21 protein-coding genes and 1 pseudogene are annotated in these 26,815 nt (G+C 48.4%); 9 read left to right on the forward strand and 13 right to left on the reverse strand.

All coding sequences use genetic code 11. The features are described from left to right. Positions 1-45 precede the first annotated feature (45 nt). Both ACRQ84_RS21870 and ACRQ84_RS21875 read right to left on the reverse strand, forming a co-directional pair. On the reverse strand, positions 46-957 hold the full coding sequence (locus ACRQ84_RS21870; protein WP_483818090.1) for an alpha/beta fold hydrolase: 912 nt from the start codon (positions 955-957) through the stop codon (positions 46-48). 240 nt (positions 958-1,197) lie between these two features. Beyond that, the gene (locus ACRQ84_RS21875; RefSeq protein ID WP_483818091.1) at positions 1,198-2,073 is read right to left on the reverse strand and encodes a LysR family transcriptional regulator; all 876 of its coding nucleotides are present in this window, start codon (positions 2,071-2,073) and stop codon (positions 1,198-1,200) included. 130 nt (positions 2,074-2,203) lie between these two features. On the opposite strand from ACRQ84_RS21875, the gene gstA reads away from it, so the two are divergent. Continuing rightward, the gene (gene gstA / locus ACRQ84_RS21880) at positions 2,204-2,806 is read left to right on the forward strand and encodes a glutathione transferase GstA (protein WP_483818092.1); all 603 of its coding nucleotides are present in this window, start codon (positions 2,204-2,206) and stop codon (positions 2,804-2,806) included. Positions 2,807-2,915: 109 nt separating this feature from the next. Here gstA and ACRQ84_RS21885 read toward each other — a convergent pair whose 3' ends face one another. From ACRQ84_RS21885 to ACRQ84_RS21900, 4 genes are all read right to left on the reverse strand, one after another. Further along, a complete protein-coding gene (locus tag ACRQ84_RS21885; RefSeq protein WP_483818093.1) occupies positions 2,916-3,335 on the reverse strand; it encodes a bleomycin resistance protein in 420 nt (139 codons plus the stop codon). 242 nt (positions 3,336-3,577) lie between these two features. Beyond that, the gene (locus ACRQ84_RS21890) at positions 3,578-5,776 is read right to left on the reverse strand and encodes a DEAD/DEAH box helicase (protein ID WP_483818094.1); all 2,199 of its coding nucleotides are present in this window, start codon (positions 5,774-5,776) and stop codon (positions 3,578-3,580) included. After that, positions 5,773-7,089: an ATP-binding protein gene (locus tag ACRQ84_RS21895; RefSeq protein ID WP_483818095.1), complete on the reverse strand. Its 1,317-nt coding sequence runs from the start codon at positions 7,087-7,089 to the stop codon at positions 5,773-5,775. Before ACRQ84_RS21895 ends, ACRQ84_RS21890 begins: the two co-directional genes overlap by 4 nt. Continuing rightward, positions 7,090-9,405, reverse strand: a complete 2,316-nt coding sequence (locus tag ACRQ84_RS21900) for a tellurite resistance TerB family protein (protein WP_483818096.1) — start codon at positions 9,403-9,405, stop codon at positions 7,090-7,092. A gap of 606 nt (positions 9,406-10,011) precedes the next feature. Here ACRQ84_RS21900 and ACRQ84_RS21905 point away from each other — a divergent pair. Continuing rightward, on the forward strand, positions 10,012-10,404 hold the full coding sequence (locus ACRQ84_RS21905) for a VOC family protein (RefSeq protein ID WP_483818525.1): 393 nt from the start codon (positions 10,012-10,014) through the stop codon (positions 10,402-10,404). Between the two features lie 488 nt (positions 10,405-10,892). Here the strand turns inward: ACRQ84_RS21905 and ACRQ84_RS21910 are convergent, their stop codons facing one another. From ACRQ84_RS21910 to ACRQ84_RS21920, 3 genes are all read right to left on the reverse strand, one after another. Continuing rightward, on the reverse strand, positions 10,893-11,330 hold the full coding sequence (locus ACRQ84_RS21910; RefSeq protein ID WP_483818097.1) for a universal stress protein: 438 nt from the start codon (positions 11,328-11,330) through the stop codon (positions 10,893-10,895). 247 nt (positions 11,331-11,577) lie between these two features. Further along, a complete protein-coding gene (locus ACRQ84_RS21915; protein ID WP_483818098.1) occupies positions 11,578-11,817 on the reverse strand; it encodes a hypothetical protein in 240 nt (79 codons plus the stop codon). A gap of 573 nt (positions 11,818-12,390) precedes the next feature. After that, a complete protein-coding gene (locus ACRQ84_RS21920) occupies positions 12,391-13,647 on the reverse strand; it encodes an MFS transporter (RefSeq protein WP_483818099.1) in 1,257 nt (418 codons plus the stop codon). 102 nt (positions 13,648-13,749) lie between these two features. On the opposite strand from ACRQ84_RS21920, the gene ACRQ84_RS21925 reads away from it, so the two are divergent. Continuing rightward, complete coding sequence (locus ACRQ84_RS21925) at positions 13,750-14,706, forward strand: AraC family transcriptional regulator (protein ID WP_483818100.1); 957 nt, start codon at positions 13,750-13,752, stop codon at positions 14,704-14,706. Positions 14,707-14,988: 282 nt separating this feature from the next. Here ACRQ84_RS21925 and ACRQ84_RS21930 read toward each other — a convergent pair whose 3' ends face one another. Next, positions 14,989-15,867, reverse strand: a complete 879-nt coding sequence (locus ACRQ84_RS21930) for a LysR family transcriptional regulator (RefSeq protein WP_483818101.1) — start codon at positions 15,865-15,867, stop codon at positions 14,989-14,991. A 104-nt stretch (positions 15,868-15,971) separates the two neighbouring features. Between ACRQ84_RS21930 and budA the strand changes: the two genes are divergently transcribed. The 3 genes from budA to ACRQ84_RS21945 are packed head-to-tail and all read left to right on the forward strand — an operon-like array spanning position 15,972 to position 19,243. Beyond that, a complete protein-coding gene (gene budA, locus ACRQ84_RS21935) occupies positions 15,972-16,754 on the forward strand; it encodes an acetolactate decarboxylase (protein ID WP_483818102.1) in 783 nt (260 codons plus the stop codon). Positions 16,755-16,768: 14 nt separating this feature from the next. Continuing rightward, entirely contained in the window at positions 16,769-18,448 is a 1,680-nt protein-coding gene (gene alsS / locus ACRQ84_RS21940) for an acetolactate synthase AlsS (protein WP_483818103.1), read from the forward strand. Positions 18,449-18,469: 21 nt separating this feature from the next. Further along, positions 18,470-19,243 (forward strand): (S)-acetoin forming diacetyl reductase, encoded by a 774-nt coding sequence (locus tag ACRQ84_RS21945; RefSeq protein ID WP_483818104.1) that lies wholly within the window; start codon positions 18,470-18,472, stop codon positions 19,241-19,243. 208 nt (positions 19,244-19,451) lie between these two features. Here the strand turns inward: ACRQ84_RS21945 and ACRQ84_RS21950 are convergent, their stop codons facing one another. After that, positions 19,452-20,609 carry a glycosyltransferase family 4 protein gene (locus ACRQ84_RS21950; RefSeq protein ID WP_483818105.1) on the reverse strand — a complete coding sequence of 386 codons (1,158 nt, stop codon included), beginning with the start codon at positions 20,607-20,609 and terminating at the stop codon, positions 19,452-19,454. 399 nt (positions 20,610-21,008) lie between these two features. After that, positions 21,009-21,238, reverse strand: a pseudogene (locus tag ACRQ84_RS21955) (anti-virulence regulator CigR family protein); the annotation flags it as partial. 250 nt (positions 21,239-21,488) lie between these two features. Between ACRQ84_RS21955 and ACRQ84_RS21960 the strand changes: the two are divergent. The 3 genes from ACRQ84_RS21960 (at position 21,489) to ACRQ84_RS21970 (ending at position 25,049) form a co-directional block, all read left to right on the forward strand. Further along, a complete protein-coding gene (locus ACRQ84_RS21960; protein WP_483818106.1) occupies positions 21,489-22,724 on the forward strand; it encodes an oligosaccharide flippase family protein in 1,236 nt (411 codons plus the stop codon). Between the two features lie 5 nt (positions 22,725-22,729). After that, positions 22,730-23,599: an ATP-grasp fold amidoligase family protein gene (locus ACRQ84_RS21965; protein WP_483818107.1), complete on the forward strand. Its 870-nt coding sequence runs from the start codon at positions 22,730-22,732 to the stop codon at positions 23,597-23,599. Between the two features lie 361 nt (positions 23,600-23,960). Continuing rightward, positions 23,961-25,049, forward strand: coding sequence for a mechanosensitive ion channel family protein (locus tag ACRQ84_RS21970; RefSeq protein ID WP_064741434.1), 1,089 nt, complete (start codon positions 23,961-23,963; stop codon positions 25,047-25,049). 148 nt (positions 25,050-25,197) lie between these two features. Here the strand turns inward: ACRQ84_RS21970 and ACRQ84_RS21975 are convergent, their stop codons facing one another. Then, positions 25,198-26,742 carry a methyl-accepting chemotaxis protein gene (locus ACRQ84_RS21975; protein WP_483818108.1) on the reverse strand — a complete coding sequence of 515 codons (1,545 nt, stop codon included), beginning with the start codon at positions 26,740-26,742 and terminating at the stop codon, positions 25,198-25,200. Between the last annotated feature and the right edge of the window lie 73 nt (positions 26,743-26,815).

Raw genomic sequence — 26,815 nt, forward strand, 5'->3', positions numbered from 1 at the left:
TATGCTGAATATATTGCGTGCTGACCTGATGTGCAGCAGCAGCATCTATTGATTTAAAAATGACTCTACCGTGTGGGAAAACCGTTCTGGCTGATCCAGCATAATAAAGTGAAAACTGTTATCGATCCGTGTGAAATGGATATCTGGCGCAGAAGCATAGGCCTGACGGTACATCGCATCCACGCTGGCGGCAGGAATCCCGAATAAGGTGTCATACGCGTACACGACCTCAATCGGCGCGTTAATGCGGCCAAGCTCGGGCCGCAGATCGGTAATCATTAATTCATACACGGCATCCGCCACTGTTTTGCGATCAGAATTAATCCCCGCAGTCACCAAAGCTGGCCTCACCGCCACGGTCTTAGCCAGACGGGCTATGGATGCTTTCTGAAACTCTACCATTTGCTCCGGCGACTGCCCCAATAGCCAATCCCGCGTAGCAGTAGCATGTGGGACAGCAGTATCGCGGGTCGCCGCAGGGTCAATCATCAGCGTATAGAACGGCAAAGCATCAACGATCATCAAACGACCGACCAGGTCGGGATGGCGGGCCGCCAGCATTATTGCTATTTCTCCCCCAAGAGAATGGCCTATGACCACCGGTGCGTTGATGTGCTGGGTTTGGATGTAATCAGCGATGGCGTCAACTGCCGGCGCGATGACCTTCCCGTCAGGGTTGGAAATGGCAGGCGTACTTGCAAAGCCCGCAAGTTCTATAAGATGAATGCGGTGGCTCTTATGTAAACCTGATGCTAAATAGGCCCAAACTTCGCGAGACGACGCCAGCCCCGGAATTAATATGGCATCCGGTCCTGCCCCATGCGTCTGTACAGAGATACGCTGCGAGTTTGGATGCTCTGAAGGTATGGACACAGGCTGTGTTGAGGATGCTGATACTAAGACTGACATCAGTAAAAGTGTTCCTCCGATCGCGGCGCGAATATTTGGGGTCGGCATGAGTTTAGCCCTTGTTATTTAATCCCTAATGAATCGGGGCAAGCTGACAGAAAGGTTTTTCATAAAAGATAAAATCATTAAGGGATGGATACAAAGACTTTGGCATGTGCAAGGTACAGTTCCGCGCTGCCAGAATAAACGCTAGTTGGCTTTTCACTCATAGAGGAGCTGCCTTGCAATGTCCGCATCATACCAAAAGCGGATGTTAACAAGGGGATGTCATAATTATCTGTTAATAGCTCATCCTCCTTTGCGTAGTCCTTTAAGTAGCGACTGCGTCGCACCAGAAGCGTTTCCGGATAACGAACACACCAACCCAAATTCCCGGTATATAGACGGTGTCAACGGCACCACGCACAGGCCGCGCAGTTCCTCCGGCAGGGCTGATTCAGGTACAAGGGCGACTCCCATGCCTTCACCGACCAGCTTACAGGCGCTGATCCAATCGCGTACTGTCACGCGTATGTCAGAGAGTTGCAAGCCTGCCTTTTCCATCAGGCTTTTTCCATTAACCACACATCCGCCTGTCGCCAAAATAAAGGGCTGGTCTGCAAGCTCCTCAAGCGTAATGCCATAAGTCCTTGCATGACGAGCCTGAAGATTACTGCCATGCATTACCGCCACCCAGGCATCCTGTCCTAATACAACCTCTGCACGACCGGGTACGGGATTCATTACCACGCCCAGTTCAACGGTGTCTGCTGCCAGCCACTCCTCTACTTCCTCATCCGTACCTTCAAGGATTACCACTTCAATACCTGGATGCAGGCGCTTAAAGTTCCGCAGCAGTCCGGGCAACAATGTGGAAGTCACGGATGGAAAACTGGCCAGCCGAATGCGCCCGCTAGTTAACCCCCGGCTCTCGTCAGCCAGCACGCGGATTGCGTTTAGCTGCGCAAGCATGTTTCTTGCGTGTTCGATAACCGGCTCACCCAGCGCGGTGACACCGATATAGCGTCGCTCACGCGTAAATAACGGGAATCCCAGTGAAGCCTCTAATTGGGCAATAGCCTGGCTGGCACCAGACTGGGTCATTCCTATCTCCACGGCGGCGCGCGAGATATTACAGGTATCCGCCACAGCCACTATTAGTCGCCAATGTAAGAGATTCATCATGATTATCAGTAGCTCAGCTAATAGTAGTTTTTTATATCATTAATTTTACAGGGTGATGCTCGTAAATTACAGTGCGTTCAGGATCGCGCAGGACGTTGCCTGACGGCTTTTCAATTGAAACGGAGAAAAAATGAAACTCTACTACGCCCCGGATACCTGTTCGTTGTCACCACACATTGTGCTGCGCGAACTGGAGCTAGAATTTGAATTAGTCAAAGTAGACAACAGAAGCAAGCTCACCACTGACGGACGCGATTTCCGGACCATTAACCCTAAGGGGTATGTGGCTGCACTTGAACTGGATGATGGGCAGATACTGACTGAAGGTCCGGCCATTGTGCAGTACCTTGCTGATATTAAACCGGAGAAGGGTCTGGCACCGCGAGCAGACACCTGGGCTCGGGTGCGTCTGCAGGAATGGCTGAACTTTATCACCACTGAAATACACGCCGGTTCGGCACCGTTGTTCAACCGCATGCTATCTGAAGACATCAAAGCAATTTTTCGTGAGAAGTTATTCCGTCAGTTCGATTTCCTCCAGAGGACTCTCAGCGAAACAACCTACCTGACGGGTCCTTCCTTTAGTGTTGCTGATGCTTACCTCTTCACTGTGCTGGGTTGGTGTAGATTGTTCTCCATCGAGCTGAATCGCTGGCCGGCGTTATCGGCGTATAGGGACATTATCAATGCGCGTCCTGCTGTGCAGGCCGCATTACTAGCTGAAGCGCAATAAGGTCGTCAGCCACTCAATGTTGGAGTGGCTGCAAACTGGAAATACGGCTTCTCGCTCAAAGCGGACATTATTTAGCGTCGGTATTGTGCCAAAAGCGGACGTTGGCACTTTATTCAATATACTGGCTGAAGCGTAAGAGGTAGCCATCTGGATCCTGTACGAGAAACTCCCTTTGGCAGGCCGTCGTTTCTCCTATGTTATAGTGTTTGTCGCGTAGCTCCCTGTACAACTTGAAGCCATTGGCCCGGACACGAGCAAGCACCGACTCGACATCTTCTACTTCTATCTGAAAATTAATGCCGCGACCCAGCGGTCTGACGAGTTCAGCCGTATTCCATCCTTCCGGATTATATTTCTCAAGCATCAGTTGTGCTTCGCCGAGACTGACGTAGGCAAAATCTGGCTCATTACGCCTTATCATGATGTTGAAACCAAGCACGTCAACATAGAAGTGCAGGGAGACAGTAAAATCCATTACGGTCAGTTCGGGAACCATGCGATTCCAGTAGGGTGCTTTCAGCTCAGTCATTGCTCAACTCCATTTTTTAACTGACGTAGCATATATCAGATGGCTTGAAGAAGGTTCAAGTCCATGAACTCAGCGACACAAATGTCAGATGCATTGTGTTAATGTCAGTTGTTCGCTCAAAGCAGACCTAATTTGCAACAACACTAATCATTCCCAATCAGCCACAGTCGTCAGGCCCAAAGCGCCGCTTCTGTGAGTTCGATGAAAGCTTAACGGCTCTACTTACAGCAAACGTAAGCAGATTACTGAAGATTGTCTTGAAGCCAGCGACGAGTGCCCTCAACATCATACGCCTTTGCTCCGTAACCGCTTGCAAGCAGTGAATCTGGAAGGAATTCATCATATTTTTCCAGGTACTTCTCCGGAACGTCTGCGGCGAGTTCAGCCTCGGTGGGCAGGCCCGAGTTCATCATAAGTTTAAGCGCGTGCCTGACCGATGCCACGCTTGCGTCTTCAGCCTCAATCACACCGGCAAATGAACTGACTTTAAAGCCGAATCGCACGAGCAATGCTGTGATCGTATTGACGACTTTGTCCCCCATCCAGGGGAGCACGCAACAGTGCGGTCCCAAGGTGATAAAGTGAGCATCCTGCAGTTGGTAACGCCGAAAGTAGTTAAGGCCCTCTTTAAAGAGCGATCTTGCGGCGGCATCGGCATAGTCCACCCTCTGGTCACCAATCGCTATGCGGTAATCCCTTTCCCTGTATATCGCAAGCATTTCCTGGCGAACAACATCGTGCACAGACATGCCTCCACCGCTGAACAGCGGTGGCTGGCCACCTTTGGTTGATTCGACGTAAATGACCTTTTTCTCTGCATCAATTTCGGTCACCTTCCAGCGAAGCCCACCAAAGATGATGTGCTGCCCTGGCAAAAGGGGTGAGTCTACCGGAAGTGTGCCAAGAATCCGGCTGCCTGTGACTATGCGAAACTCTTCCGGCGTATTGAATACGGCATAAAACGTATAGTGGTTGGTAAGTTTCTCGCCCTCAGCGCCTACAACGACCTCTCCGCTCGCCAGCTGCGTGAGCAGCCCGCATGCACCCATGTGTTTGAGCAGTATTTTGAAAGCGGATAAATCGATATTCCGGAACGGACCTTTTTGACAGAGCTGTAACCAGAGCTGATCCGCCCGAACCCCACCCCACTGCGCGGTGATAGCGAGGATTTGATGCAGCAGCGTCGAGTAATGTTTCTGAGAAGTATCCGCTGGTTCGAACCATTGCTGCGAGATAGTGAGTCTAATCATTGCCATCGATTGAACCAGCTGCAGCCTCAGGTGGTCTATCATGCCACTTGTTGGTGTGAGTTCGCGTTCTGTAATGAGCATTCGCAGTACCGACGGAGTTCCACGCCGCCCTGAACGGCCCATGCGCTGACGCAGGCTTGAGACAGAGTGAGGAGGGGTAACCTGAATAACTGACTGCACCTTACCGATGTCGATACCCAATTCCAGCGTCATGGTACAAATAGCTGTAGTGGGCAAATCTCCTCGCTGTAATCGTTTTTCCAGCGTCTCGCGAAGTTCTCTGGCGAGAGAGCCGTGGTGGGGAAAGAACTCATTGGGGACGACCTTTTCCTCGCACATGTCGCTAAGCGTGGCAGCAATGCTCTCCGTACGCTTTCGGCTGTTGGCGAAGACCAGATGAGAATCACCACGGCAGAGCCTGAAGATGTCCGCACATACGCGCTCTTCAGCCGGCGCCTTTATCTCTTCGCCCTTGATGTTAACCGGCTCCAGATAGCCTTTAACCTGCACCTGAAGCATGGCCGAACTGCTGTTGTCCGTTATCGTTATGCACTCCAGCTGCCTGTCCGGGCGCAACTGTTCAGGCACTTTCTCCAGTTCGCCAAGTGTGGCGCTCAGCGCGACCCGGGGAACCGGATTATCGTGGCGACCGAGCACATGTTCAATTCTGTTCAGCAGAGACAATAGCTGCATGCCGCGATCTGTGCCAATGAATGCGTGAAACTCGTCAATGACCACATAGGCAACGGATGAAAATGCCTGCTTAAGCCAGCCCGATGAGTTAATGAGCAAAGACTCAAGCGACTCAGGCGTAATGAGAAGGATGCCGGAAGGATTGGCCCGGGCTTTCTGTTTTTTACTCTGAGGAACATCGCCGTGCCAGGGCGTCACCTTCATACCAAGCGCCTCGCCCAGACTTTCCAGACGACGATGCTGGTCGTTGATCAGCGCTTTAAGCGGGCTGATATAGACGATGCCAAACCCGCCGGTAACATCAGCCGTTGCAGAGCAGGCTGGCAGAAAAAACGCCTCTGTTTTACCCGCAGCTGTACCGGCACTGATCAGCACGTCGCGGTCACCTGCCAGGACGGCAGGAATTGAGCTCTCCTGCAGGGGTCTTAAAGCCGTCCAGCCCTGCCGGTAGACCCATTTCTGAACCCGGGGATCGAGGCTGTCATAAGCGCGACTCATAACCTGAAGCTGGCCAGGCCGTCATTATCTTCTTCGTCGTCAGAAACGGCGTCATCCATGTCGCTTGGTCTGTCATCCTCGATAGCAACGCCTGAGATTAACGACTGCCAGTTCATCGAACGGTTTTGCTCCAGAATGGCCAGCATATCCAGAAACCCCTTGATAGTATTGCGGGGGGTCCGGAAGTAAGCATCCCCGATAGTGTTACTGCAGTGGTGAAGAAAACCCGTGAGCGCATCATCCGAAACGAGATATTTATCCGTATCCCCACCAGCGTATACGTCACGGAGATTTTTTAGCAGAATATAGAGCTCTTCAGGCGTCAGGCTTGCGAGATGCAGTGCTGGAGAGGAGTAATCAATGACGCCAGAACGGTGTGCAAAGCGATTTTCAGCCAAGCGGGACTGAAGCGCTTCATAACTGTAAAGGCCCTTGCGCGGGTCAAACAGGAATTCGGGCGTGCCACCGAGGATAAACCCAAGGTTTTCAGCGGAGCCCTGCAGGCAGTCATTCAGGATCCGCAGGATTTGCTCATAATTTGCCGTTCTCGCCTGCGTATTGTTCAGCTTATAGAGATTCACCATCTCATCCAGGCTGACCAGAAGTCCGGCATAGCCCGCCTGGCGTACGAAGAGACTCATCAGCTTAAGCGCATCATAGAATGAGGCGTCTGAAATAATAGTACGGACGTCCAGATCGTTTCGGGCATCTATTTTCGTGGTGTATTCACCCCGCAGCCAGCGAATGGCATTGGATTTCAGCGCCTCATTATCCTGTTCATGCCCGCGCCAGAAAGCCTCGATGACTTTCGCAAAGTCATACCCACCCACCATTTCAGTCAGCGCTTCCAGACGTCTGTGGATCACCGCAGAAACGGCAGAGCTGTCTGCATCCGCCTCTTTTCGCGCCTCCGTAACGAAACGCTCCACGACGCTCAGAAGCGCATTACCATCCGGCTTATTCCGGGTGGACATATTTTTCATCAGCTCAGAGTAAAGATTACGCGCCTGTCCTCCCGATGAATGGATACGTCTGTCCGGGGAGAGGTCGGCGCTGACAGTGACCAGTTTTTTCTCCAGAGCAATAGATCTCACAACGCTCAGAAAGAAGGTTTTTCCCGAACCATATTCGCCGATGATCAGTCTGAAACTCGCGCCACCATCGGCGACTCTCTCAATATCCTGGTGGAGCGCCTTAATTTCATTTATGCGTCCAACCTGAATATGCTGGATGCCGATTCTTGGCGTCACGCCTGATTTCAGTGACTGAATAATGGCATCACGCTCTTTGGTTCTTATACGTGCTTCGGACATTTACACTTCCTCTAATTCTTCGGCAATTTCAAGGTCAACCCAGATATCATCTTCTGCATCGTCCAGTACTGGCGCATCGACCATTGCAAACGACCAGTCATTAATCACTTCAAGCGCTCCGCCCAGCATCAGGCCAAACTGCCCACAGAGATCGGTCGCTTCTTTGCGGGACCACTGTTCTTTTTCTCTCAGCTTTTCGTAAAGCTGACTATGAGCGAGGTCCAGTACTGCCGTCTGTGGCTCTGGAGGGGGTGCGCCCTCGCGCGGCTCTAATTCGTCTTCCGTAAAAATCGTGCTGAGTAGTTTGCGCACGTCATCCGTAGCCGATTCATGTCGGGCCAGCACCCTGGCATCAAGGGTAAACTCCTGTGGAGCAGGAGTTTTATGTGTGAAGACCTGTGCTGAGGGCTGTTCGTTCGTCGAATGCTGATGGATGATGCCGGATAGCGTGGAGGGATCGAGTCCCAGCCCCGAATAAATTTTTTCCAGCTGTTTGATTTCAGCGGCCTCGATGCGTCCATCTGAACAGGCCACGCTCACGATAAACTGGCCGACGGCTGCCTTTTCAGCAGGATTCAGCAACGCCAGCCTGTTTTTCATTCCCGTCATATTAGCCGGCGTGTGAAGCTGCCAGCTCAGATAGGCATGCAGGGAGCGCCTTTCATCTTCGTTAAAGTCCGGATTATGATCGATAGCGTTTTCCAGCACGGTCCGTTCTGACTGCTCTATGTTGTTATCGATCATGGCCACAATCGCCCCCAGCCGCAGCATCATGACGGCTGAAGTGAATGCCGGTGTCGGAGAGATGCGGTGTCCGTCTCCTGCTGCATATAACACCAGCACACCGCCGACTTCAGACTTCACATGGTGATAAAACGGATCAGGTGCCATCCGATATCCCATTTTTGCGGCAAAGGCCTGCATCAGATCGATTTCTTTTTTATTTAACTTTGGCGGGATACCCGCCCCCATATGCTCCCAGAAATCGGCAACCGAGGTTAAACCTGCTTGACCCGCAATGACGCCATCAGCCCAGTTCCTGAATGCACTTAATACTTTGCCTGCGCTTTCGTTGATGATTTCTGCTGGCAGTAACATAATCGCTGCAGTGTCGTTTTCAGAAGTATCTTTCCTGCCCAGATAACGACTGTAAGCATCCAGGTCTTCTGTACACACCTCTGCCAGTGTCACAATTTTCTGAATGGGACCTTTTAAGGAACTTGGATCAGGGAGATCGGCAACCGGAAGACGTACACCGCGCAGGCTTGGGCTGGCGGGCGCGTAATCAAGCCGCAGTCGTGTTTTGTTCGGCTTAACGACCATCCCGTCCCCAAATTTGAGGGTGTATCGCCGCTTGAAAAGCATCGCAAACTCTCTCGCACAACGACGGGCAGGGATACGTATCGCGTATTCCGCATGATGTGTCACCCACGTAAGCGCCAGATCGGCTGACACGGGTATTCCTGCTTCTACCGCTTGTGCAAGTGAGAGCTTAAACATCATGCCGTTACTCAATCCAGCCTCGTTGCCAGAAGCGGTATGGAGTTCAGTCTCCGGCCGCAAGATAGACATGGCTTCCAGCAACTGCGATGAGTAGTGGCGGAAGGAGCGGTTTTCAAAGAATACCGACCTCAGCCGCTCAACCTCAGAAAACAGCGAGCTAAATTCAGCATCGGATATATTTTCATCTCTGCTGTCCACAAGGGCCCTTCTCTCCAACCCATAGAGGTAGATAAACACATATCCTACAGGGCATGATGCATCACATCGGTCACTTGCCAGCCAACTGAGATATGCGCCGCGAGACTCTGGAGTAAGGGAGCAATATTGCGGCCAGTAACCCAGAGAACCGTCTTCGTAATCATAGGAAACATGCTGAGTCTTTAGCGTGGCATCAATCAGTGATGCTTCACTCCCATCATTATAATTTCCACTGAGGCTTTGCCCCGGAGGCTTCATCCGCTGGCCGAAATACAGGAACCCGCCAGCAATGACGAGCCCACCTACAGAGATCTCATTACCCGGCAGTATCCACTGAGCGAGAACGCCGCTTTTCTTGGAACTAGCCTGTCGTGGAGCGGCAGAGATCCGGTACTCCACAGTCCGTCCCGTTGTCAGCGTAAATGTTGCAAGCGCATCGTCGTCACTGTCATCGTTTACCACATTATCTCCACTGTTTTTGTTACCCGTTTTCCTCGTTCTGGGAGACTCTTTTTCGGCTTTATAGGAATTTGAATTGCCTGATTTGTGTTTTTTCTTTTTGAAAAACAATAAATAAATCAGATAAATTGCCGCTATGAATATCCATAATTCCATGAGCAATAACCTTTGTCTTAATTTGGTAATGAGTTATGACGCAAGTAGATTAATATTAAAATAATACTTTTATATCCACAGGGATAACACTAAATCCTTCACCCACCTAAGTCACTAATATTTATTAAAAAATACTTAAATGCATAAGCGAAGCCAGTATGATTTACTGTAACCAAACTAATCTGGGAGCAACCATCGTTGTGAGGGGGCAAAATCTTTCTGGACTCCAGCTCCTGAGATGCAGCAGGATTTTTGTGGGTGTCACGGTGAGGAAATTCGAATTGCTATCTTCCGCCGTCCGTTCTCAGCAGAAATTAGGTTTCATGTGCTTGTTGGCTGTGTGCATGAAAAGACTTTGCCAGGTGAAGACTTCACGAGAGTCTCTTAGCAAAACCTCCGTCTGCTAAAAAACCTATTACGTCCGCTTTTCGCTCATAGCGGACATTAGCGCCATGTCAGTCTGCTCTGTGCCAGAAGCGACGTTAACAATGCATGAAGGTACTCTCAAATATTATGGTAAATGTAGTGACGTCAGGTGCTTTGCTTATTGTTTATCAGAAATGCTTCAGCGAGTATTTCTGATAACAAAGTCCACGAAGCTGCATGATGAAAATAGACCTAATAGATCATATACATGTATATGTTGAAGATATTGAGCAGGCCGAGCGGTGGTATGATGAGGTGCTTGGATTTCCACGGGATCGTACGCTTCACTTTTGGTTTGAACAGAGTGGACCGCTGTTCATAAAGAATAACAGGACAGCACTTTCCCTTTTCCTGAGAAAGTCCCAGTGTCCCGGGCATACGATTGCTTTCGGAGTGGGAGCTCCTGGTTTTATCGAGTTAATACCGGCCCTTCAAAAGAATAATATCCCTTTCACCGTCTCTGACCATGATGTATCGATGTCTGTATACTTTAACGATCTCAGTAATAACAAGATCGAATTCACGTCTTACGATTACATTCAGGCAAAGCAGATAATAGAGAGCTTAACTTAACGTTGCCTCTGTCGATTTCGGAAATTTCAGCGCTGTTTCATCTGGACAATCTGATAGTTAACAAAACGTCCAGGAAAGTGAATATTCGCTCCTCGCTCAAATGGGACCCTGACTAGCAGCTATTTGTTCTGTGCCAGTAGAGGAAAATAAGATGTCACCTCAGGTAATCGTCCGGTATCTTAGTTAGTGTCCGCTCTGTACCCAAAGCGGACATTGCTAAAATCGGGGTGTACTAATCTGCGGGGAGCAGATCGATTACATTCACTGCCAATGAATGATGCAGACATACCTCATGCCATAAGATTAGAAATAACTCAATTCTTTTAGACACTAATTTCGATTCCAAAAATAATTATTATATTATTCAGCATTTTTATTAACTGATTAAAAATAAGCGATTTTTAGCTAACACGATAAGGGACTTTTCTGATGATTGTATCATTTTATAATTGAGGCAGGCCTTTCAAAAAAGTCCTTCTTAAACATTATCAATCTTCTTCCTCGTCCTGAATCGGAACGATGAGGAGATCTGTTGTTAAAACATTGACCAGAGGCCGGGCTGAAGAAAGCAGTTTTCCCCAGAAGTCATGGTGATGGCCACAAACCACCAGATCGATGTGATATTTTTCCACAGCATCGGACAAAATCTGTGGAAGTTCCCCTCTCAAATTTAATCTGTGAGCAACAGGGTAATTAGCTGATTCCGACAGGGTTTTAAGGGCATTTTCGATCTCGAGTAAAGCGCTTTCATCTGTAAGGCCAAGATTGGACTCTAAAATACCTGTGTAGAAAGTATTAGAACTGATATAAGCATGGACTAAAGATAGTTTACTTTTGTAAGGTCGAGCGATATTTACGGCTTTACGGACCAAAATCCTGCTCTGTGGAGAAAGATCGACTGCAACTAAAATATGGTTATAAGTCATGATTGAATTCCTCTTAATGATAAATTTAAAGCTTTATCACCAATAAGTTTGAATACAAAGGGTAATTTCTCTAAGCAACACCCCACTCGCATGCAGTTCAGGCATCGGTCCGTCGCAGTATTTGACATTCAAATTTTTAAACATGTGATCTACTATGCCAAAGAAATAATAGTTATATTATTCATATCCATAGACAACGCTTAAGTAGAGATTTGAATATTAACTCGCTTCGCTTTTCTGACTTGCACTATGGAACTAAAACTTCAACCGACAAGGTTTCTTTATACAATTCGCCATTGCTATGCAATTTTCCTATATGCCCCGCTTCAACCAATACAGCTTCCAGCATCATTTTAGCGGCACTATCGCCATGATTCGTGGTTAATAAGTTAACTTGCTTGTGTATAAACTCATTGCTCAAGTTGCTACGCAGGCACTCCTGTAGCATAAGCGATGCCCACCGCCTTACTTCTGATTGAGTTAACATAATAACCTCCAGATAAGCAACCATGCTAAAATCATACGCCTGTAATTATCTTTAAAATTGATCAAAATCAATTTGTGTGACACGGTGTTAAGTTTATTAAATTCTCAATAGTGACAAATCAAACTTTTAAGATCTCATTACCCGCATACCTTGGGGAGAAATTTAAACGTCATTTAAGTTTGCATAGTCGCTTCGATTTAAATTGCGAAAAAAGACAAGCCAATGATTAGTAGAAAATTAAGCAATCCTGATGACAATATTCCCTATCACTCAACTTATAAATGTCGCTATTAAAGATGCGATATGATTCGGTTATGAAATCATTTATGGCATTCTCCATAAGATAACCATTGCTGCGAGTAAATTCGTGATTCGTCATTTCACTAAATACTATTTTTGACCACCTAATCTTCGTTTGGTTGATTTAGCTATCACCTTCCCCTACGCAGTAAAAATGAAAGCTTCAGCGAGAACGTGATGATTGAGTATTGCGTTAATAGCTTGCACTTTAGATAAGTTCTTTAACACGCCAACCTGAAGCTTTACTTAACGGATAGGCCGAAAGCTTGTCCCTTACCCCTGCCCCGGCGAAGCGGTAGACGCTGACCTGCTTCCGGTATCTTTTACGACTGGGGATACCCTGACCCGATAGGCAATAATCATTGCCGCAGCCAGCATTATGCATCCGGCGATGATGAATACTCCGGTGATACCGCTTAAGCCATAAACCAGTCCCCCTATAGCGGCACCGATGGCAATTGAGGATTGAACGGCGGCTACCACCATTCCTCCTGCACTTTCAGCCTCATCGGGTAGAGCACGCGCTACCCAACTGGACCACGCTACCGGCACGCCGCCAAATGCAAAACCCCACAACATAACCAGCAGAGTAAGTCCTGTGAGTGATACCGGCAGGGTTAACATAGCGAGTGCAGCCACCCCTACTAACGTGGGCATCACGATCAGCGTCAGGCGCAAGCTTCGTTCCATCAGCCATCCTGCCGCTAACGTTCCGAAAAAATTAGCAAGTCCAAATCCCAGCAAAATTAGCGCAAGTGTTTCACTTCCAACATGCGCGAGCGTTTCAAGCGCCGGACGTATGTAGGTAAAAAGCGCATACTGCCCGGTGTGTGCAAGCACGCAACCCAGCATCCCCACGCCAACGCCTGGCCGCTGCAGAAGAGAATAAACCGATGCTGTTTTGCCCCGGACAACCGGCGTCATACCGGGAAGCGTGAACCACTGAAAAATCAATGTGATGGCCCCTACTCCAGCGGCGACAAAAAAGGCGCTACGCCAGCCAAAAAGGCCGCCAATGTAGCTTCCCAGAGGAACAGCCACTACGGTGCCTAACGCGATCCCACTAAAAATAATCGACAGTGCGCGCGGTACTAACTTCTCTGGCACCAGTCGCATCGCCACCGCCGCCGCCATGCTCCAGAATCCACCGAGAGCGATCCCCAGCAAGACGCGCATTGCCAGCAACATCACGATGCCTGTAGATAGCGCCACCAGCACATTTGAAACGATCATCAAGACCGTAAAACTCAATAATAAGGTGCGCCGATTGAGCGCACGCGTTAGGCGTGGGACCATTAACCCGGCAAATAATGCAATTAACGCCGTAATGGTGACGGCCTGACCTGTAAGCGATTCTGACACCTGGAAATCCTGCGCCATCGGCGTGAGTAAACTCGCCGGCAGGTATTCTGCGGTTAGCAAGCCAAATACGCCCATGGTTAACGAAAACACGGCCCGCCAGGCAGGCCTGAATGGTTCATCACGGTTCAAGACTTCCTCGTGCGCATTCACACAGACTTCGTTTGTCATTACCGTTTTTCCTTCTTAATAGCTTTAAAAGCCGAAGTCTATGCAGGCTGGCGTGGATGATCTATGCTCTAAAACCCTCAATTTTTAACCCAAAACCCGAATATGAACACAACGAATCCCTTTGCCCTGTCGTCTGAACTCATCAGTGAACTGCTTGCAGGTCTGCGGCTTCATGGCGTGCAGTATCGGCGGATACAGACTGGCAATACATTCGGTTTGCACTTTGCCAGCCGGCCGGGTCATGCTTATTTACACTATGTTGCCGTAGGAGATGTGCTGCTTAAAACCACAGGTGGCAATTGTCTTACGCTTTCTGCGGGTGAAGCGGTCTTTATTCCACACGGCATAGAGCATCAGCTGTTGTCGGCAACCACCGTTGACGTGATGAATATCGATGATTTAGAGACAGCACCACTGGATGATAATGTGAGTGGACTGGATAGCTGTCCCAGTACTCAGGAGACGCCAAGTGCGGTGATGTTTTTTGGTTGTATGGAAATCAATTTAGGCAGCATGCAACGACTCGCAGGGGCGATGCCCGAAATTATGCTAGCCGATGCACAGGGCACTCACTGGCCTGGACTCATGCATATACTCGATGCGATGAAACGCGAGATATGCTCCGGACGCGTGGGTTATGCCGGTATTCTTGCCAGTCTGGCCGATGTCGTTGCCGCGATGTTTATCAGAGGTTGGGTGGAAAACGGTTGTGATAATAGCCCGGGACTGGCCGCTGCCCTGCGCGATCCGCGTTTGGCCCGCGCCATTCTGGCCATTCATCGCGAACCGGCTCGGGATTGGAGTGTGGCAGATCTCGCCGCTGAATCGCATATCTCCCGATCCGCATTCGCGGAGAGGTTTCAGGCAACAATCGGTATACCTCCCCTGCGCTATGCAACGGAAGTGCGTATGCAACTGGCTATCCGCTGGCTGTCGTCAGAAAAAATCACCATTGACGCTGCCTCACAACGCTTAGGTTACTCCTCGCAAGCTGCCTTCAGTCGGGCATTTAAACGCGTGACAGGCAAGTCTCCCGGTACACTGCGTATGCCAAACTGAGGCAGTTTAGGTCGTAATGCTTGTCAGTTAAGAGATGAAAACCCCAACTACCTGGCGCACACCTTGTAGCGGCGCAATTTATTGCGCGATAAATCGCGCCGCTACGGAATGTACGGTAATTAATTCGGGGCTTAACTGATCGGCATTAGGCAGTTTAGGTCGGGATTTTATTCAGCGAATAGAGTGATATTTAATATTGGGCATCATTATGAAAACAACTCAATTTACATTCGCTGTCTAACACATCGCATGACCTACCCTACTTTTAATTTCTGCACAAAATCACGAATTTATTAAATTGAGCAAATGCATCACGCTTCTGGAGGGATTATTGCGTCGCCAGGCAAAAGCGATATCGGTGAACAGAGTGTTATTCTCTATTTCACAAAACGCGATACCCGGGTTATTCACACAGCATAGGGATGCGGGTACCAGCGCGATTCCGCACCCTGCTCCCACCATGCCGAGAGAAGACGTGATTTGTGGCGCCTGAATAAATCGGGTCGTGGAGAACCCCGCACGCAGACACGTGCTGGCGATCAGCTCATAGAGACTGGGAGCGACGTCACGCGGAAACATAATCAATGTTTCATCCACCAGTTGTGATAGCGCAATGGTGTGCAGATGGCTATATGCATGACCCGCAGGTAACGCAACCATCATTCTTTCAGTAGCGATGACCTTCAGGTTGAAGGCTTTGCTGCTTTCACAGGGTAGGCGAATAAATGCCGCATCCAGCAATCCATCTCGCAAATCCTGCATTAGCAAAGCCATATTCTCTTCCCGCGTGTTGAGCTCCATTGCCGGATAACGCGTTTTAAAACGGTGGATAAGATCAAACACCGGTGCACCGAAAGCGACTGAACTGGCGAACCCCAGCGACATCTGCCCGCTTATACCTCGCGCCATGCCTCGAGCTTTCTCAAGCGCATGGTCAGCCAGCTGCACAATCTCTGTGGCATCATTCAGGAATGCCCTCCCCGCGTCGGTAAGCTCAACACCGCGTGTCAGACGTTTCAGTAAAGGTGTCCCGATCTCGTGTTCCAGCCGCTGAATTTGCTGGCTCAGCGGTGGCTGAGAAATCCCCAGCATCTCCGCGGCACGGGTGAAATGTAGCGTCTCCGCGACGGCTACAAAATAACGCAGATGGCGAAGTTCCATATCAAATACGTCTCAAAGTTAACAGGTTTCGCTATTGGATTCCGTAAGCCAAAAAGCCCACCATGATATTAACACGGCTTAACTATTGGTTTGCGAGGTAGCAAATGTGTAATTTTGTATCTGACTGTTCATGCGGGGAACAGTTGAAAGAGACCGTCTTAAAACTCAATGATGATTCACCAGAAAAGGTTATCTATCAGACCTCCCTCATGAGCGCACTGCTGAGTGGTGTTTATGACGGATCCACCACGGTTTCCGACTTATTAAACAAAGGCGATTTTGGTTTGGGTACCTTCAACCAGCTTGATGGCGAACTCATTGCCTTCGACAGTAAAGTCTATCAACTACGCTCCGATGGCAGCGCCAATCCTGCCAAACCCGAGCAACAAACACCGTTTGCTGTAATGACCTTTTTCAAACCTGAATATCATCACCGCTTCAGCGGAACCGCGACGCGAGAAGAGGTTCACCGGGTTATCGACAGCAAAATCACTTCAGACAATCAGTTCTGCGCCATGCGCATCAGTGGCCGCTTCCAGGCCGTTCAGACACGTACCGTTCCCAGTCAGTGCCGCCCTTATCGCTCAATGCCTGAGGTGCTGGGCGATCAGCCAACCTTTGCATTCAAAGAGACTCAGGGTGAATTGATTGGCTTCCGGACACCGCAGTACATGCAGGGGATCAACGTGGCCGGTTATCACGAGCACTTTATTACTGATGACCGGCAAGGCGGCGGGCACATCCTCAACTATGTGCTCAAGGAGGGAACGCTGACTTTCGGTGCGATTAGCAAGCTGGTCATTGATCTCCCTCGGGATAGCGAATTCCTTCAGGCAGAGCTCAATCCCCAAAATCTTGATGAGGCCATTCGGGCCGTCGAAAGCTAACCGCAGAGGTCACTATGAAAACGTTAAAAACCAACACACTCTGGAACAGCGGCGCGGATTTAGTTGTCGCACAGCTTGAAGCTCAGGGTGTAAATCACGTGTTTGGCATCCCCGGAGCCAAGATTGATAAAGTGTTTGATTCGCTGGTGGATTCACCCATTCAGCTCATCCCTGTCAGGCATGAAGCGAATGCCGCCTTTATGGCCGCGGCGGTAGGCCGACTCACAGGGCATGCAGGTGTTGCACTCGTGACCTCCGGACCCGGCTGTTCAAACCTGGTGACCGGCATGGCAACCGCCACCAGCGAAGGCGACCCGGTGGTGGCAATTGGCGGAGCGGTAAAACGATCGGACAGTGCCAAACAGGTTCACCAAAGTCTGGATACCGTCTCGATGTTTCGCCCGGTCACAAAATATGCTGTTGAGGTCACTTCTCCCTCAGCGCTGACTGAATGTGTCTCAAATGCATTTCGTCATGCTGAAAACGGACGCGGCGGCGGCACATTTATCAGCCTGCCACAGGATATTGTCGATCAGCCTGTGTCCGGCAGCCCTTTGCAAAGCAATGGGCACATAAAGCTGGGCGCCGCTCCCGATGCCCTGATTGAGGCTGTCAGCCAGGAAATCACTCGGGCAAAAAATCCGGTCATCCTGCTGGGACTGATGGCCAGTCAGCCAGAAAACAGTGCCGCAATCCATGAATTACTGTCGAAAAGCCAGATCCCGGTAACCAGTACTTACCAGGCCGCAGGTGCAGTCAGACAGGAAAACTTCTCACGGTTTGCCGGACGAGTTGGATTATTTAATAACCAGGCCGGAGACCGTCTATTACAGCAGGCAGACCTGATCATCACTATCGGTTACAGCCCGGTTGAGTATGAGCCGGCCATGTGGAACAGCGGCAAAGCAATCCTGGTACATATTGATGTGCTGCCGGCTGATACGGATAACCTTTACCTGCCCGACGCAGAACTGGTAGGCGACATTGCACAGACCGTAAGCAAGATTGCCACCCGCATCACCTCGCCGCTTCAGCTCAGTTCCACCGCAGCCTCTGTGCTGGAAGATCGGCAGCAGCAACGGCAATTATTGGCAATACAAGGCGCCAGCTTGAATCAGTTTGCGTTGCATCCACTGCGCATCGTGCGGGCGATGCAGGACATCATTAACGCTGACATCAGCCTTACTGTTGACATGGGAAGCTTTCACATCTGGATAGCGCGTTATCTGTATAGCTTCCGCGCGCGCCAAATCATGATCTCCAATGGCCAACAGACCATGGGTGTCGCCCTGCCCTGGGCTATCGGTGCATGGTTAGTCGATCCCTCGCGCAAAATTGTATCGGTCTCCGGGGACGGCGGATTCTTGCAATCAAGCATGGAACTGGAAACTGCCGTCAGGCTCAAGGCCAATATTCTGCACATCATCTGGGTCGATAACGCCTACAACATGGTCGCCATGCAGGAAGAGAAAAAGTATCAGCGCATTTCAGGTGTCAATTTTGGCCCGGTTGACTTCAAAGCCTATGCCGAAGCGTTCGGCGCTGCCGGCTTCTCAGTAAACAGTGCCGCGGACCTGGAGCCAACGTTGCGCCGCGCCATGGATGTCAGCGGCCCGGCAGTGGTCGCTATCCCGGTCGACTACAGCGATAACCCGCTTCTGATGAGCCAACTACACCTCAGTCAGCTTCTCTAAATAACTATGAAGGATGTCATTATGAAAAACAGCGTCGCATTTGTGACCGGCGCCGGTCAGGGCATTGGCGCAGCCATTGCCTTTCGCCTGGCAAAAGACGGCTTTGCCGTTGCCATCGCGGATTTCAACCTTGAAACAGCGCAGCATGTCGCTGATGAGATTGTCCGCTCGGGGGGAAAAGCTTTGGCGCTGCAGGTTGATGTCACCCAACGCGACAAGGTATTTCACGCTGTTGACGAGGCACGCCATGCGCTGGGCGATTTTAATGTGATCGTGAACAATGCCGGTATTGCGCCATCAACACCTATCAGCGATATCACCGAAGAGCTGGTTGATAAGGTTTATAACGTCAACGTCAAGGGGGTGATTTGGGGCATGCAGGCGGCGATCAGCGCTTTCGCCGCTGAGAACCACGGCGGCAAAATCATTAATGCCTGTTCTCAGGCAGGACATGTAGGCAATCCGGAACTTGCCGTATACAGTTCCAGTAAGTTTGCCGTTCGCGGGCTTACGCAGACAGCGGCAAAGGATCTTGCGCCTAAAGGCATTACGGTTAATGCTTTCTGTCCCGGCATTGTGAAAACGCCCATGTGGGAATCCATCGACAGACAAATTTCGGAAGCGGCAGGTAAACCCGCCGGATTTGCTACGGAGGAGTTTGCCAAGCGGATTACTCTGGGCCGCCTATCTGAGCCGGAAGATGTGGCTGCCTGCGTTGCATTTCTGGCGGGACCCGACTCCGATTATATGACCGGGCAATCGCTATTAATCGATGGCGGTATGGTATTCAACTGATTTCAAAATCCTGCTTACCCGCACAACAATGTGGGTAAGCTATTAGCCATGAGCATTTACCGATAAATCTCATTCCGTTGTATATAAAGCAATTCCGGCAAAATAGGATGTACGCCTTAATAACTTCACATTGTAGGGAAGCATCGTTGCTTTCTTCGCTGATGCAATATGATCTGTATCCGTTCAGGTAAACGTTTTTATTTCTTTTTTAGTCCGGCTCAAAACCCCTATATATCTTACTGAGTCGATCCCTAAACACCACGGGATCGTGCTCCAGACGTATGCGTGCGACTGACTGTATAGAACGCGCTGTAATGGTTTTTCTGTCGCTGATGATATGCAAAATATGGGCTTTCAGCTGGGAAACGATAGCGCTTCGCAGTGCATTTTTGTCGCTGAGCGAGCCTACCGTCAGCTCTGACATGAGGTTCAGGGGACAGCGGATAAGCCAGCCGGCATTTTCCGGATTGATCTCCGGCAGTGCCCGGACGTTAGTTGTAATCACCGGGCAGCCGCAGGCTTGCATTTCCAGAACGGAAAAGCCGTATGTCTCCTGCCAGGTTGGCAGCAGCCCGACGTCAGAGGTCTTAATCAGCGCCAGAACCGCCTCGTTGGTCAGCGATGTATGGTGCCGAAATAGCGGGCATTCACGTAGCGTGCTCTCCACGCCTCCCCGAAAAACGGCGTCGTCCTGGAATGCCTGGTGGGCCACGTTATGCGTCTTGTCTGTATCGCCCACTATATTGACGCGCACGTCGTTCACGCTTATCAGGTTTTCCCTTAACAACTGGCTAAAGGCCAGCACAATTTCTGCCCCTCCTTTGCGATAGAACTCCTTGCCCACGAAGGTAAACGTCAGTGGGCCTCTCTGAACTGCAGCATTTTTTTCCTGTAGTACCGGCTGCGGGGGATGCAGCACGTGCAGTTTTGGCGCGATGAAGGTCTGCTCTCTGGGGAAATGCTCCAGCAGCCGCAGCTGGATCTGCCTTGTGGCTTCGGAGATAGCGATGATGCCTTTACAGCGTGCAGAGCAGACATGCCGGAGTTCCCGTGCCAGCTCGGGATTGTCAAACTTCAGTATTCCCCTGACGGGCAGAACACGGGGCAATTCGGTTTCAAAGGTCGCTACCCACTCGCCCGGCCCCGAAGAGACTTCGTTAAAAAGGTGGATAATGTCCGCTTCAACTGAAGACATCAGGGGCAGCGGCCGGAAAATAAAGAGTTTATTTTTGTGCAGCACGCGCTGCCTTATGAGGTTGATCCAGGTCCAGATGTTTCGGGGTCGATAATCCAGGTAATGATGTGAAGGGTCTGTAATGATATTTCTCTTTTCTGGGTAGCCGTTCCCCCCCACGATAATCTTCATTATTCCCCCTGCTGGCGAGTATGAGAAAAATAAGTCCCATGAATAATTAAAAAAACCGGCAATTGATAATGTTCAGCAAGTACGTGCGCGTTTTATCGGTGGTTATTGTTTGCAGAAAAGACCTAAAGTCGTCATGGCCATCAATACTGTTCAGATCAACTGCGCAGCACCCATTTTGGAACAAGCAACACAGCGGGAGAACAGAACCTGGATTGCTGCGGTCTTTACTGATCAGGTGAATGCAGCACCAGACTCGCGCAAAATAGGCCGTGCGCAGACGCCTCCCGACATGGGTAATTATGCACAGGCACGGAAGTAAAATGCGTGTATCTGCCGGGATTTAATACCTTTCCGGAAAACGTCGGCAGAGAAAGTGCCACTGCTAATTAAAAATTCGGGTTGCCATTCGTAGGTTGGGTAATATGGCAAATCGTTAATCATCGATATTGGCAAACTTTTCTTAGCAATAGCTGGGGGCAACGGTTAACCGCCTGCTAATTTTTTTTGATCCCTGATTGGAGTGCCTGATATCCCACAAGGCCATCATTCACAGCAAGGGATCGAGTACGCGAAAAGCTGATATCGGAGTCGACATGATCGGGTTTGCCGGCGTTCTTGCGGTTACTATAAATGCATCAAGAGAACATGCTGAGTGCTCCCGTCTAAAAAACGAATCTTATCGCCTAATCACATCATCTGGTGAAAAAACACCACTAATGAATGGAATCATTATTCGCAAATGCCTGTCACTAATCTGATTAATAAAAAAGACCTTCACTAATTTTATTCTAACAGCCACACTATTAACCAAATAAATTTAGGGTGATTCATTAACAACACTAACACCATCAACACAGCCATGTATGTGAGAAACGTTAAATGTACTCTAACTCAATATGGATCATGTTAGAAAAGTCAGTCAATATCATTGGACTAATATATATCAATGCACTGATGGCAAAATACATTGGCCCTGAAGATTTTGGTAAAATAAACATTTCAACTTCCCTTTTTATCTTTGTACAAACGCTATCGTGGTTTGGTGGTCAGAATATTATTTTCAAACGCATGAGTGAAAACACAAAGTCTGGCATCGCACTGGCGATGCACACGCAAAACCAACGGCGAGTGTTCTTTTTACTTTCATCAGGTTCAGTTTTACTCTATCTCTATTTTTTCACTGATTCAATTGTGTTTTTATTTGGTGTGGCTAACTGCATTGCTACATACTATATTGTGATGGACTTCTTTTCTATCTACAACAACACTCAGTTAAAATCAAAAATTAATACAATAACTAATGTAATTGGTTTATCTACCGCCCTATTGATTCGATTCTGTATTTCACATTTCAAGCTGCCAGTATATTACTTCACTATCCCCATCATCGTCATCCCTCTCATACCCTATATTATGCGTCTCATCTATTTTCGCTACACTACCCAAATTAAAGAAAATAGTAAGGATGTGAGGATATATAACCGATACATGCTATTCACTGGGGGGGCTTTGATTTTATCAGGTCTATCTGCAGACATATACACTCAGATATCGAGCATTTTTCTGGCAAACATCCTTTCTTACTCAAACTTAGGCGTTTATAGCGTCGCGTTAACCATAGGAGGTGCCTGGTCATTTATTGTGCTGGCATTAATAACAAGCTTCTTCTCAAGAATATACAGTGAAAAAGATCAAATCACCGTTGAGTTACTCCTGCTTAAAATTAATCGACTCGTAATCCTGTTTTCACTTATTGCTTTAGGTGGGTTCTATATTTTTGGCGATTTTTTTATTCATATACTTTATGGTGACAAGTATATGGATTCGGTCAACATCATCCCTATAATTATTATTGGCACTATGTTCTCATCATTAGGGACTATTTGTTATCGCTATATGATAAAAGAGTCTGGATATAGTTACCTGGCTAAAAAAATGGTTTTATGTTGCATCTTAACAATACCGTTATCCTGGTTAATGATTAATGCCTTCGGGATTAACGGTGCCGCTTACTGTTTTTTGACGGTTGAGATTTTATCTTGCACGTTGCTCAATTACTTCTTCAAAAATAAAACGATTATCAAAATGCACCTTAACATTTTCAAACTGAGATAATTTTAATGAAAATGATAAAACACACAGTTAAATCAGCTTTAAAAATCAGTGCTTACATGTACCCTGAGTTTTGTGCTAAAACCCACTACTATATTAAGTTCAAGAAAAAACTGAACTTAACAAACCCTATTAATTTCAATGAAAAAATACAGTGGCTTAAATTCAATGAATTGAGTGGAGACATTTATACTTTGTGCGCTGATAAATATAAAGTCAGGGAGTATATTGCATCTAAAGGGTGTGGTGAAATCCTTAATGAACTTTACGGCGTGTATGATGACCCACAAGACATTGACTACAATGCGTTACCCGAAAAATTTGCACTTAAGTGCAATCATGGCGCTGGCTATAACATAATATGTAATAGCAAATCATCACTGGATATTGAAAAAACCAATAAGCAACTCAATAAATGGTTAAAGCAGGATTTCTCCACAAATTTTGTTGAACCGCAGTATAAGAAAATAGACAGAAAGATTTTATGCGAGAAATACATCGAAAACCAGCACGGCGGTTTTCCTGAAGATTATAAATTCTACTGTTTTAATGGAAAACCTTACGCAGTAATGGTCTGCATGGAACGAGAGAAAGGCACCCCTAAGTTCTATTATTTTGATATGAACTGGAACCCTCTGCCCTTTGAAGACACTGTTGAGTTAATAAAGAGCAATCAGCAGCCAAAAATGCCTCAGGGGTTCATTAAAATGAGAGAGTATGCTGCTAAACTGGCATCTGATTTTAAATTTGTTCGCGCGGATTTCTACCTTCTTAACGGCAATGTTATTTTTGGTGAATTGACATTTACCCCCTCTGCCGGGCTCGATGTTACATTGCAGGAAGCAGATGTTATTTTAGGCAGCCAACTGAAGTTATAGCTTTAAGAGTGTTAAAATTACTGACTTTCGGAGCAGGACATCACGTGACGTAAACCTGCCTGCTCCGCTTCACTTTGAAATATTTCTCTTTTTTCCTCCCTCATTCGCGATCCTAAACCCAGCTGATACAGACAAGAGTTATGAGTGGTCTTTACTTTCAAAGCAAGGCCGGAAGCCCCACAACCTCTCTTAACGCGGTTCGATTTAACGGACCCATTTACCGCCTGACAGCCTGACCTGTTGAAGCGTCTATACTGATATGCAGGAATAAATAATCCTCAGATAACCGATAAGAGAATGGTTACTGATTGTTTTAACTTATCCGACAACGTAGGTTGTTGGCTTAATAAAAGGGAAAGTGATGCCATTTATATTTGTTGAGTTATCTGGTGCTCCAACATGGGTGCCTGCTGTATTGCTCGTCACTCTCTCACTTGTCGTGGGTTTTCTGGCGCGATTCATTCTTCTCAGGTTTATCCGCTACTGGCAAAATCGGGACAGAAAGCTTTTTAAATCACTCGAAAAGCATCTGCGAGGATCCCTGTTTTTGTTCATTCCCTTACTGTTAATCAGTGCGGGGCTTAATTATGTTAACATCCAACCTGGATCCCTTAGCTTCATTACAACAACCGTTAATATATTTATTATCTTATCCTTCTGCTCTGTACTCATTCGATTGACTAACGTAGCGCAGGATATGCTTTTCATACGCTATGACATTAATCTTTCGAATAACCTTCGCGCCCGAAAAATTCGCACTCAGATAATGTATGTAAAGAAGGTCGCTATTGTTGTATTGGTGACATTCTGTGTTTCTCTCATTCTCCTCAGTTTCCCTGGCGTGCGAAAATTTGGTACGACGATCCTCGCTGGTGCCGGGGTTGCCGGCATAATAATTGGCTTTGCCTTGCAGAAGTCGCTAGTTAATTTGTTTGCCGGAATTCAGATAGCCTTTACACAACCGATAAAAATTGATGATGCCGTGGTGGTTGAAAATGAATGGGGCTGGATTGAGGAGATAAATCTGACATATGTTGTGGTACGTATCTGGGATTTGCGCCGCCTGGTTTTGCCCATTACCTATTTTACAGAAAATGCTTTTCAGAACTGGACGCGTAACAACGCCCAAATATTAGGATCTGTTTTTCTTTATCTCGATTATTCAATGCCATTAGATCCGTTGCGAAAGCATTTTGAAAAAGTGCTCAGTGAAACAAAACTCTGGGATCAACAAACTCAGGTGCTACAGGTTACTGATACCAGTGACAAAACCATGACCATTAGATTATTGATGACGGCACAAAACTCCCCCACTGCCTGGGATTTACGCTGTTACGTGCGGGAAAAAATGATTGAATTTATTCAGCAAAATTATCCACAAAGCCTTCCTCATGTCAGGGCGACACTGACTGAGGCAGGTGTGCGAGAGACGAGCAGTTCACCCTCGTAGTTCTCCAGGCGAGAACAGGATTTAATTAAAAAATTGTAGCGACAAATGCATTCAACCTGAGGCTCTGTGGCAAAGGGTGATAATGCGAAATCCAGCATACGATGCGGGGACCGGAGGACGAATGGACCCCGCAACGTAAAACGATCGATTAAACCTGGAAGGCTTCAACCATGCCACGCAATGCATGCGCCTGAGTAGACAGCTGCTGCGATGCTGAGGAGGACTCTTCAACCAACGCAGCATTGTTCTGAGTCACGCCGTCCATCTGGCTTACAGCAATGCTCACCTGAGAAATCCCCTGCATCTGTTCGGACGAAGCCAATGATATCTCGTCCATAGCATCCGCGAGTTCACCAACCATGCCGACAATTTTCATGATGCTTTGTCCGGTTCCTGCCGCTACGTTCACGCCGCTTTCAACTTGCCCTACGGCCTGCTCAATGAGCTGTTTAATATCTCGTGCCGCAGTCGCACTTCGTTGTGCTAACGTTCTGACTTCACCGGCGACCACGGCAAATCCCCGTCCTTCTTCCCCTGCGCGAGCCGCTTCAACAGCGGCATTGAGTGCAAGAATATTAGTCTGGAAAGCAATGCTTTCAATGACTGAGGTTATGTCTCGCACTTTTGTCGCACTGAGTGAAATCTCATTCATGGTATCAGACATTTTCTGCACATCCGCCTCGCCTGCGCGTGCCAGATCTGCGGCACCCCGCGCGACCTGTGCCGTATGCTGCGCACCAGCGGTATTACTTTTCACTGTTACTGTGAGCTGCTCCATACTCACGGCAGTTTCCTGAAGCGCAGCAGCCTGCTGTTCAGTGCGGGATGAGAGCTCAGTGTTGCCTTGCGATATTTCATCAGCGGCTAAAGCTACCGATCCTGCTGAGTCTTTTATTTGCGTTACCAATCCCCGCAGGCTCTCCTGCATACGATCTAACGATGCCAATAGGCTGTGCTTATCATGACGGCGTAAGGTTATTGAGGTTGTCAGGTTCCCGGCGGCGATGGCAGCCGCCAATGCCTGTGCCTGGGCAGGCTCACCGCCTAGCTGACGCATTAATACCCTAACGATGACATAACCCGTGACCACGGAAATAATCACTGAAAGCGCGGAAATAATGAGTAGTACAAACGCTGTATGTGTTGTTGATGCACTGATCTCAGCCATCGTATCCCTGCTGAGGGCCATTTCAATATCCGTCAGCGCGTCCAACGATCCCATTAATGCCTGCTGCGCCGGTCGAGCAGTCTTCAAAAGGTACTCAGTCGCTTCCTGCTGACGGTTGTTAAGTCCCAATTGCCCAGCCGTCATTAACGTCTCCATCGCCGCGCCTTCAGAGGCTATGACCTTTTCCAGAGCCTCCTTGCCGTGAGGTGAGACATGTTGTGACATGCTATCGACCAGCTCGCGACGCTTCTCAATATAATTCTTCTGCTGCGATATCAATCTTTGCCATTCGGGCTGCATGTCAACGGGATCGTTAAGTAACGCCAGGTTGCGCACGGCAATCGCCATATCGCGGGCAATTCCCCGCATATCCTGAACCAGCGTAAAGCGCTTCATCTTGTTATTAACCGTATCTTCCATTCCATCCCGCGCCTGCCATAACGCGTTTAGAGCAATACCTGTACATAATACGAAAAGAAGAATGAGCAGGCTGAAGCCCGCTGCCAGACGTGTAGATATTTTCATTTAGGATTCTCTAAATATTCAAGATACTTCGCAGAAGAAGGGAAATTATAGACAGTGAAATTAAGTCTGCCTG

It is taken from the genome of Pantoea sp. E2023-21, assembly GCF_051302795.1.
GTDB lineage: Bacteria > Pseudomonadota > Gammaproteobacteria > Enterobacterales > Enterobacteriaceae > Pantoea > Pantoea ludwigii_A.